The 6355-nt window shown below is 68.5% G+C and carries 7 protein-coding genes; 6 read left to right on the top strand and 1 reads right to left on the bottom strand.

Translation table 11 applies throughout. From position 1 onward, the window contains the following. Nucleotides 1–411: 411 nt before the first annotated feature. Nucleotides 412–822, bottom strand: a complete 411-nt coding sequence (locus KKC91_12735; GenBank protein ID MBU0479409.1) for a hypothetical protein — start codon at nt 820–822, stop codon at nt 412–414. 700 nt (nt 823–1522) lie between these two features. On the opposite strand from KKC91_12735, the gene KKC91_12730 reads away from it, so the two are divergent. From KKC91_12730 to KKC91_12705, 6 genes are all read left to right on the top strand, one after another. Beyond that, complete coding sequence (locus tag KKC91_12730) at nt 1523–1870, top strand: hypothetical protein (GenBank protein ID MBU0479408.1); 348 nt, start codon at nt 1523–1525, stop codon at nt 1868–1870. Nucleotides 1871–1932: 62 nt separating this feature from the next. Continuing rightward, nucleotides 1933–2823 (top strand): ParB N-terminal domain-containing protein, encoded by an 891-nt coding sequence (locus KKC91_12725; protein ID MBU0479407.1) that lies wholly within the window; start codon nt 1933–1935, stop codon nt 2821–2823. Nucleotides 2824–2912: 89 nt separating this feature from the next. Beyond that, the gene (gene istA / locus KKC91_12720) at nt 2913–4364 is read left to right on the top strand and encodes an IS21 family transposase (GenBank protein MBU0479406.1); all 1452 of its coding nucleotides are present in this window, start codon (nt 2913–2915) and stop codon (nt 4362–4364) included. Further along, nucleotides 4354–5166, top strand: coding sequence for an ATP-binding protein (locus KKC91_12715; GenBank protein MBU0479405.1), 813 nt, complete (start codon nt 4354–4356; stop codon nt 5164–5166). Before istA ends, KKC91_12715 begins: the two co-directional genes overlap by 11 nt. A gap of 47 nt (nt 5167–5213) precedes the next feature. Beyond that, nucleotides 5214–5615 (top strand): hypothetical protein, encoded by a 402-nt coding sequence (locus KKC91_12710; GenBank protein MBU0479404.1) that lies wholly within the window; start codon nt 5214–5216, stop codon nt 5613–5615. 517 nt (nt 5616–6132) lie between these two features. Next, nucleotides 6133–6355 (top strand): hypothetical protein (locus KKC91_12705; GenBank protein MBU0479403.1); only part of this gene is annotated, 223 nt, incomplete at its 3' end.

Below are 6355 nucleotides of genomic sequence, written 5' to 3'. Positions count from 1 at the left end.
CGAAGAGAGCCGCCGCCTCGCGCTTGGTGGGTACGCCCTCGACCTGGGTGAGAATCGCGTCGACCAACTCTGCTTTCGTCATGTGTGGATCTCCAACGTGATGAGGATACTGCGACCCGGAACCGGGCGGCAGTCCCTACCGAAACCTGCACCGCCCGTCGTCGCAACCGCACGGTGGCGGCTCAGGCTCGACGCAGCCCAGGTCGCAGATGGCAAAGCCGTCGTCCCGATGAAGGCAGTACATTGCCTCGGCACAGCACGAGGTTGCGGACACGCAGTCGTCGTCGGTGGTGCACGTGGAGCAGCCCGTCTCCGGGCAGAAGTCGACCTCATCCCAGCCGAGACCGGCGGCAGTACAGCTCGTGAGGGCCAGGGCGAGGAGGAAGACCAGGATGGCGGTCAGTGGTCGCGTCATGACTCGACCTCGACCTCAGCGCCACCATCGCGCCGGTCCGGCCTCACCGCGAACGTCACGATCACGACCAGAGGGTGTGCATACCCGTCCTCGCGGCGGCCCATCTCGGGCTGATCGCCCAGGGCATAGAGGCGCGCGGCGACCCCGGAGAGCTTCTCGACCTCTGCATCGTCGTCCTTGACCCGTCCTGCTGCGCGGGTCGCGGACCGGCTGGCCCAGTCGCTCGTGTCACGCCACCAGTCGGCATACTCGTCCTCGTGTCGGGGGCGGCGCAGGACGCCCCCCCTCGGGCGGTCGAAACGCCCCCCCCTTTTGACTTCCGAGCTGTCGTAGCCGGTGGCGTGCCCGTCGTGGCGGAGCCCATCGCACGCGTGGTGGCGGCGACGTAGGAGGCCGGCCCGCCACATGGGCACCCCCATCCTGCCGTAGACATGTCAGGAAAGTCGGCTCCTGGAGGGGGGCCCAGTAGGCTTGGTGCTCGGGCCCGAAAGGGAGCGGAGCCCGAGGCACCGTGTTCACGCACACCCTCGGGCTCCGCGACAACCGCAAGCGGGTCGAGACCCGCGAGCGATCTGTAGTCTTCGTCTCACGAGTTGCCGTGATGGCGCAAGTTCTCCCGAGCCGTCGGGCCCCGAGGGGGACCGATGAGCGCGGGCTTCATCTGGTTGTTTCGAGTGTGAGCAGTGCGGGGCGGAAGAGCTGCGGTGCGGTCCCTGTACGCGCGAGCGGTTCTGTCCCCGGTGCGCCAATGAGCGTGCAGCCCGTTCGACGAAGCGTGCGGGTGAGAGGTACCGGCGGACCGAGAAGGGCCGCGCCCGGCATCGTTCGCGCTCCCTTGCGTCCTACCACCGCCGGGGGAAGGAGATGCGGCGACGACGTCGCGCAGAAGGGGCCGTGGCGCAGGGCCTGGCTGCGCCGGAGGTGGTGCAGCGGGCAGATGATGCGTCTGCCGATGGGGGTGAGTGTGAGCGGTTTGCCCCCGGATCGAATCCAACGACGTCAGGAATCTCGTTGGAAATTCGGGACGATTGGAGTTGCTGCGGCCGTGTCCATCCAAGCGGCTGCTTGACGCATAAAAGAGTTGGCGAGGAGGCATCGCGAAGGGTGATGGTGGGGCCAGCGAGAGCGGCCTTGGTGGTGCAGGCACCGGTGAGCCGCAACGAGGAGGATGTCGTCGATGCGAAGTCGCCGTCGAGCAGGAGCCCACAGGAAGCCGGGGACGAGGAGGTCGCGGCGTCCGCGACTGGCGGCGCGCTCCACGGCGATGTGGATACGAGCCGCATGGCGTTGGGGTGTGTGCTCACGACGGTGGCGCAGGTTCGAGCCGCCCTGCGGGACGCCCGCAAGGCCGGGCTCGAAGGCGTCGTCCTGTGGGGGCGGTGCTCGAGGTGCGGGCGAGTGGGTCGGGTCGTCCACTTCGACGGCGAGCTTCGGGCTCGCGCGCGGGCTCCATAGTGAGGAGCAATAGCGGATGAGCGGTGACAGACCCGGACAGGCCGAGGGCGCGGGAGGTGCAGGTGTCACACAGCTTCGTGCAGATCGAGGAAATGAAGCTGGCGGACCTCGGGCTGGAGCTGGAGCGGGTTCGGTGCCCGCCGCCGGCGCGGGTGGAGGCGATCCAGCGGGAGCTGGCGACCAACGGTCAGTTGACTCCGCTGGTCGCCCGGGTTCAGCCCCAAGGCCGGCCGCAGCTTCTGGACGGGTTCAAGAGGCTTCGCGCGGCGCGGGAGCTGGGCTGGAAGACGTTGTCGGTCGGGTGCCTCGAAGCGACGCCGGAGACGGCGCTGGCCCTGATGCTCTCGTTGAACCGCCGCTTCGGGCTCAGCCAGGTGGAGGAGGCTCTGGTGGTGCGGGAGCTGACCCGCAGCGGGCTGACGGGTGTGGAGGTTGGCACCCTGCTGGGCCGGCACAAGAGCTGGGTGTCGCGGCGGCTGGGGCTGCTGGAGCGGCTGGCACCGGAGCTTCGAGAGGAGATGAGGCTGGGGCTGCTGGAGCCGGGGATGGCGCGTCGCTTGCTGCCGTTGCCCCGGGGCAACCAGGTGGAGCTGGCCGCAGTCGCCCGCAAGGCCGGGCTGGGCGTGCACCAGACCGAGAAGCTGGTCCAGCTGTGGCGGCACGCACCATCGGACCAGGCGCGGCAGTTCGTGGTGACCCACCCGAACGAGGCGATCACCGCAGCGCAGTCGCCGCCAGGGCGAACGGAGGACCCCCGGCTGTCGAGCCAGGGGCAGTGGGTCCAGCGGCGGCTGCGAGCAGCGGTGGCGGCGATGTCGTCGCTGGAGGAGGCGGTGGGGGGCGGCCTGCGCAGCGAGGACCGGGCGCTCCTGGAGGAGGACTTCAGGGTCCTGAGCCACCACATGCAGAGGATCAGCTCCCGAGCTGGGCGAGACGACGACGCAGGGAGCTGAAGCAGGAGAAGAGACGGCGGCGCAACGCGCGCATCCGGGAGCTGAATGGCCGGGGCGAGCCGATCAAGGCCATCGCGCGGGAGGTCGGGGTGGACCCCAAGACCGTGCGTCGCGTCCTGCGCAAGGGCGCCGCGCCGAAAAAGCGCGGTCCGTCCAAGCTCGACCCCTACCGGGCCGTGGTGAGCTACCGGGCGCTCGAGCACGGCTGGCAGACGCGCCAGATCTTCCGGTACATCTGCGACCTGGGCTTCGGTGGCGGCGAGACGATCGTCAAGGAGCTGGTCCGCGAGATCCGCCCACGTCCGGCGCGCCGTCCGGCGCTGCGCTTCGAGACCGATCCGGGCGTGCAGGGCCAGGTCGACCTGTCGCCCTACGAGGTCGAGCTGGGCGGGGTGCTCACGGCGGTGGTGTGCTTTTCGTTCGTCCTGGCCTGGAGCCGCTGGCGCTTCTTCTTCTTCGTGCTCCACGCCGACCGCTTCACGGTGATGCTGGGCCACCGCCTGGCCTTCGAGGAGCTGGGCGGCGTGCCAGCGACGATCCTCTACGACCAGATGAAGCAGGTGGTGATCGCGGTGGTGGACGGCGAGCCCCTCCTCCAGGAAGACTTCGCCCGGCTGGTGGCGCACTACGGCTTCGCCGTACATGTGCTGGAGCCCGGGTACAAGGAGGGCAAGGGCAAGGTCGAGAAGCCCTTCCAGGACGTCGAGTCGTTCCTGAAGCACCGCACCTTTCACAGCCTCGACGACCTCAACGCCAAGACCTTCGAGTGGCGCCGCGACGAGCTGCACGTCACGCCGCACCGCACGACCGACGAGAAGCCGGCGGACCGTCTGATCGTCGAACGCCCCTTCCTGCTGGAGCTGCCGGACGAGCCCTTCCGCTGCGAGGAGCGCACCCGCGCCCACACCGGCAAGCACTTCCATGTCGAGTACCTGGGCCGGTTCTACTCGGTGCCGCCCCAGTTCGCGGACCGATGGGTGACCCGGTGCGTGCTCAACGGGCGTCTCTGGGTGGAGCATGGCCACGAGGTGATCAGCGAGCACGAGCTACGCGGCGACGACCCGAAGTTCGTCACCCTGCCCGAGCACCGGGATGCGTTCCGGGAGATGGGCGCGCGGAGGAAAAACACGCGCACGGTCTTCGTGACCATGGGGCCGGCCGCCGAGCGTTTCGCCGAGGGCCTCGACCGCATGCAGGGCGGAGCGAGCACCTATCACATGGCCCAGATCCTGAAACTGGTCACGCGCATCGGCCACCGCCGCGTCCTCGACGCCCTGCGCTACGCCACCCGCTACGAGGCCTTCAATCACACGGCGGTGAGCCGCATCGCACGCGTGCGCCGGCTCAAGGCGACCACGGGCGCCGTGGAGGCGGCGCTCGAGACGCCCCGCGATGATCACCCATCGGGCACACCCGGGGGCGAAGCGGGCGACGATCCCTTGCCCGAAGGACCCCGCCAGCGCCCCCTGGACCGCTACGCATCGCTCATCCGCGAGAAGTCGAGAGCCACCAAGATGCCCGAGGAAGACCATGGCGAGTGAGGACCTGGATCGGCTCCGTCGAAACCTGGAGACGCTGCGGCTGCGGCACATCGTCGAGAACCTGGACGACCACCTGCGCGAGGCCAAGCGCCTGAAACTCGGCCACCTGGGCTTTATGGTCCGCGTGACCGACGCCGAGGTCCTCGCTCGCACCGACAAGGGGGTACAGCAGCGCATCGCACGGGCGTGCTTCGAGGAGGTCGTCACGCTCGACGCCTTCGATTTCGCCAAACAACCCACCATCGACCGCCGCCAGATCATCGACCTGGCCGAGCTCGGCTTCATCGACCGCTGCGAGGCCATTCTATTCGTGGGGCCCAGCGGCGTCGGCAAGAGCCATCTCGCCACAGGACTGGGCGTGCGCGCCTGCGAGGGCGGATACCGCGTCGAGTACCACCGCGCACCGGAGCTGCTCCCGATCCTGCACGCCGCAACGGCCGACGACAGCCTCGACGAGCTGCTCGAGGCGCTCGGCAGGCCCCACCTCCTGATCGTGGACGAGATCGGTGCCGGCACGCGACGGCCGGAACAGGACTTCGGTGCGCTCTTCTACGAGCTCGTGGGTGCCCGCCACCGTCACGGAGCCTTCATCATCGTGTCCAACTTCTCGGTCACGGACTGGGGCAAGAATCTCGGCAACGAGCCCCTTGTCGCCTCTGCGGTGGATCGCCTCCTCGACGGCGCCCACGTCATCGACATCCCGTCCGATGCGCCCAGCTATCGGGCCAGCAGAAAACGCGGCGCAGGCCGCCTCCCTCGTCGGCGGCTCCCCGCCTCGGTCCGCCGATACCGCCGCCGGTAGGAGCTCGATACCCGGGCGCAGGATGAGCACAGAGGAGAGAGAACACCATGACGAGTCAAAAAACTCCACGCGCCCCAAGGGTGGTCGTGCCACGGCCGGAGCGAGTACGACACCCGGGGCCAGGAGGGTACGGCTGGCTAGACGCCCGCCTGCACAGGCAGGGCTGGCTCGAGCTGCTCACACCCGAGGACGTCGCGGTCTACACGTTTCTGTGCCTGGTCGCCAACCGACAGGGGGTGAGCTGGTACCGGCGCGACCGCATCCGGCAGGCGCTCGGCATCAGACAGGACACGCTCTGGCAATCCCTCGAGCGCCTCTACTCGCTCGACCTGGTCGCCTACCGCCCCTTCGGAGAACATGCGTCTGACGGCTTCCACCAGGTGCTCTCGCTGCCGCCCGAAGGTCCACCCGAGGTGTTTCCCTTGCTGCGGGACGGAAACTCCTCATGAACCAGAGCTGGCGAGTACGCCAAGCTCGACATCCTGCCCGCCGTCGTCCTCCCCGCCTCCGTCGTCAAACAAGAACCAGGGCCAGGGCCCCCGGCCGGGCAACCAGAGCCAACCCCTGCTCATCTTCGATGAGAACCAGAGCCAGGGCCTCCGGCCGGGCAACCAGAGCCAACCCCTGCTCATCTTCGATGAGAACCAGCGCCAGGGCCTCCGGCCGGGCAACCAGAGCCAACCCCTGCTCATCTTCGATGAGAACCAGCGCCAGGGCCTCACGGGTATCTTTCCGTATGGCGCTGGGCAGCTACGCCACGCCGTCGAACCACTCGATGACGGCACGTGGCAACCGCCAGGGCAGCCGGGTTGGAGCGGGCAACGCGCGCCCCACAGCCCGTGCCTGTCTATTCGGCACGTTACGCCTCTTCATACATCACTGAACCCGGGGGCATTTCTGCCGCCCCGCCGGGGGCATTTTGGACCGCCCCCGACAGATGCCTGGGGACGCTACGAGCAGGATCGCGTGACCGCCGAGCACCGGATCGATACCGAGGCAGAGGAGCAGGAGTTGATCGTCACCGGCACCGGGCTGGTCCGTACCACACAGGTCCGCGCCGAGGGCCAGGAGGGCCAGGGGATCATGGAGTTCAACGTCGTGGAGGCGACCATGGATAGACTTCGAGTTCGCTTCTTGGAGACCTCGGTCGTCGCCGGGGGCCTGTTCCTGCTGTCGGTTGTGACGCCCT

The sequence above is a fragment of the bacterium genome, assembly GCA_018812485.1.
In the GTDB taxonomy this organism is placed as follows: domain Bacteria; phylum JAHJDO01; class JAHJDO01; order JAHJDO01; family JAHJDO01; genus JAHJDO01.
Note: the sequence above shows the minus strand (reverse complement) of the source record. Positions and strands in the feature narration are given on the sequence as shown.